The organism is Nocardia sp. CC201C (assembly GCF_030010695.1).
GTDB classification, from domain to species: Bacteria; Actinomycetota; Actinomycetes; order Mycobacteriales; family Mycobacteriaceae; genus Nocardia; species Nocardia otitidiscaviarum.
Window position 1 is genome coordinate 1 of record NZ_JASCXP010000571.1, and the last position, 3569, is coordinate 3569.

The 3569-nt window shown below is 72.5% G+C and carries 2 protein-coding genes and 1 pseudogene; all 3 read left to right on the top strand.

Features of this window, described 5'->3' with window-relative positions:
* Positions 1–527 (top strand): annotated as a pseudogene (locus tag QK444_RS34185) (SWIM zinc finger family protein); the annotation flags it as partial.
* Positions 524–1624, top strand: coding sequence for an AAA family ATPase (locus tag QK444_RS34190; protein WP_282786150.1), 1101 nt, complete (start codon positions 524–526; stop codon positions 1622–1624). The pseudogene QK444_RS34185 and the gene QK444_RS34190, both read left to right, overlap by 4 nt.
* Positions 1621–3569 (top strand): DUF5682 family protein (locus tag QK444_RS34195; protein WP_282786151.1); only part of this gene is annotated, 1949 nt, incomplete at its 3' end. The genes QK444_RS34190 and QK444_RS34195, both read left to right, overlap by 4 nt.

The window sequence follows — 3569 nt, forward strand, 5'->3', positions numbered from 1 at the left end:
TGCGGGTGCCCATGGCCGAGGGACTGCGCGGCCCGATGCTGCACGGCTGGGCCGATGCCGCCCTGGCACAACGTGATCCGGCCTGGGCGCGAGCGCTGTTCGCGATCATCGCCGCGCCGCCGGCGGCGGGCGATCCGGATATGGAGCAGCTGCGCGAACTGTTCGCCGTGCAGCCGCTCGACGATCAGGTGCGGCATCTGCGCCGCCTGGACAGCAGTTGGCTGGCCGAGATCGAATCGCTGCTGCGGGCGCTCCCGCATCCGTGGCCGGAACCGGTGGCCGAGCATGTGCTGCGCCTGCTCCTGGAGCGGGCGCGGCTGAGCGCGGACCGGCCGGGTGCGCCCAGTCTGGTGCCGGGGTCGTACCGGACGCTGTTCCGGGCGGCCGCCACCCATTTCCCGGTGACGAGCGCGCCCGCCGTCACCGCCACCGCCCGACACTGCGGAGAACCGTACTGGGAGCAGGCCTTCGACCAGCTCGCCGCGGACCTCGTGGAACGTCGGACCATGCTCGAGGAGTTGCAGTGACCAGCACCGCGGATCGGGACGCCCTGCTGCGCCCGCACGCCGAACAGTCCTATGCCGACGAATTGGCCGCCCTGGCCGCCGCCGACGACCGCCCGCGGCCACCGTCGTGGCGGCTCTCACCGTGGGCGGTGGTCACCTATCTGCTCGGCGGCACGCTGACCGACGGCACCGTCATCACACCCAAGTACGTGGGGCCGCGGCGGCTCATGGAGGTCGCGGTCGCCACCCTGGCCACCGATCGCGCACTGCTGCTGCTCGGCGTGCCCGGCACCGCCAAAACCTGGGTGTCGGAACATCTCTCGGCCGCCATCTCGGGTGCGTCGACCCTGCTGGTACAGGGCACCTCGGGGACGACGGAGGAGGCGGTGCGCTACGGCTGGAACTACGCCCGCCTGCTGGCGGAGGGGCCGAGCGCGGCGGCGCTGGTGCCGTCGCCGGTCATGACGGCCATGCGGACCGGGTCCGTCGCCCGCATCGAGGAACTCACCCGCATCCCCTCGGACGTGCAGGACGCGCTGATCACCGTGTTGTCGGAGAAGACGCTGCCGATACCGGAACTGGGCATGGAGGTGCAGGCGACCAAGGGCTTCACGGTGATCGCGACGGCCAACGACCGCGACCGCGGCGTCAACGAGCTGTCCTCGGCGCTGCGGCGACGCTTCAATACCGTGGTGCTGCCGCTGCCCGCCGGCGAGGACGACGAGGTGGCCATTGTGACCCGGCGGGTCGAACAGCTCGGCGCGGCACTGGAATTGCCCGCCGTGCCCGCCGCCGCGGAGGAGATCCGGCGGGTGGTCCGGGTCTTCCGGGAGCTGCGTTCGGGGATGACGGTGGACGGGCGCACCAAACTCAAGTCGCCGTCGGGCACGCTGTCCACCGCCGAGGCCATCTCGGTGATCACCAGTGGGCTGGCGCTGGCCGCGCATTTCGGTGACGGCGTACTGCGCGCCGAGGATGTGGCGGGTGCGGTGCAGGGCGCGATCATCTCCGATCCGGTCGCCGACGCCGTGGTGTGGACCGAATATCTGGAAGCCGTGGTGCGCCAACGCCAGGACTGGGCCGACTTCTACCGTGCCTGCCGCGAGGTGCACACGTGAGTGCCCCCGCCCTGCCGCCGGAGGCCGACTCCGAGCCGCGGACCCGGATCTTCGGCATCCGCCACCACGGGCCCGGATCGGCGCGTTCGCTGCGCTCGGCCCTGGAGCGGTTTCGGCCGGACGTGATTCTCATCGAGGGCCCGGCCGACGCCGACGGCCTGGTCCGCTACGTGGCCGCCGAGGCGATGGCACCGCCGGTGGCGCTGCTCGCCTATCGACCGGAGGAGCCGTCCACGGCGGCGTTCTGGCCCTACGCCGAGTTCTCCCCCGAATGGCAGGCGCTGCGGTACGGGGTGGAACACGGTGTGCGGGTGGGGTTCTGCGATCTGCCCGCCGCCACCGCGCTCGCGGCGGCGGAGGAACCCGGCGACCGCACCGACCCGCTGAGCCTACTGGCCGCCGCCGGTGGCTACGACGACGCCGAGCGCTGGTGGGACGCCGTCATCGAATCCAGCTCGGAAGCGGACATCTTCGATGCCGTGCACGAGGCCATGACCGCCTTGCGCGAAGCCGCGGTCCCCGCGAACACCACCTCGAACAACGAAGACGCCGCCCCACCCCCGACCGCCGGCAGCGCCGCGGCACCAACCGCCCCGGCCGACGGCGCGGCTACAGCACCGACCGACGACACCACTCCGACGGACGCCAGCGCCCCGACGGACATCAGCACCCCGACGGACATCAGCACCGCGAGCGGCGCGGCTCCAAGCCACGACCATACGACGCCCCACCCCGCGCCGGCCGGTGCGCGCGGTGCGGGATACCCCGCGGCGGCCGGTGCAGGCGAGGCAGGACACGGCGCGGCGACCGGTGGGGGCGAAGCACGGGAAGTCGCGAGCGCCGATATCGAGGTGCGGCGGCGGGTCGCGGCCGAGATCGTGGTCGACGCGCACACCCTGCGCCGGGAGGCGCATATGCGGCAGGTCATGCGCAAGGCGTTGCAGGGCGGGGCGCGGCGACTGGCCGTGGTGTGCGGTGCCTGGCACGCGCCCGCACTGAGCGGGACGCTGCCTCCGGCGGTGGCGGACGCGCGGCTGCTGAAGGGCATGCCGAAGGTGAAGACCACACTCACCTGGGTGCCGTGGACGCATTCGCGACTGTCGAGTTCATCCGGGTACGGCGCGGGCATCACCTCGCCGGGCTGGTACCGGCACCTGTTCGCCGAGACCGAGCAGCCGATCGCGCGCTGGCTGACCCAGGTGGCGGGGATGCTGCGGCGGCACGACCTGCCGGTGTCGAGTGCGCACATCATCGAGGCCGTCCGGCTCGCGGAGACCCTCGCCACCCTGCGCGGACGGCCGCTGGCCGGATTGTCCGAGGTCACCGAGGCCACCCGATCGGTGCTGTGCGACGGCGACGAGACCATGCTGGATCTGGTCACTCGCGAGTTGGTGATCGGCGAGGCGTTGGGGACCGTGCCCGAGGACACGCCGACCGTCCCGCTGGAGGCGGATCTGCGGGCGCGAATCAGAACCCTGCGGCTGCGGCAGGAAGCCGCGGAACGCACCGTGGAGCTGGATCTGCGCACCGAGCGCGATATGGCGAAATCCCAACTGCTGCACCGCCTGGAGTTGCTCGGCATCGACTGGGGGCGGCGCACCCGCGACGAGGTGCGCGGCACCGGCACCTTCCGCGAGACCTGGACGCTGCAATGGCGGCCCGAACTGGTGATGGCGGTGGTGGAGGCGTCACGCTGGGGCACCACCCTGGCGACGGCCGCCACGGCGCGGATCCTCGACCGCGTGCACGCGCCCGATACCGGGCTGCCCGAGGTGGCCGCCGCCCTCGACGCCGCCCTGCTGGCGGATCTGGGCGACGCCGTCGACGGACTGGTCAGCCGACTGGAGTCGGTGGCCGCGCTGGACCACGACATCACCCACCTGCTGGCCGCGCTGCCCGAACTGCTGCGCACCCTGCGCTACGGCGATGTGCGCGGCACCGATAC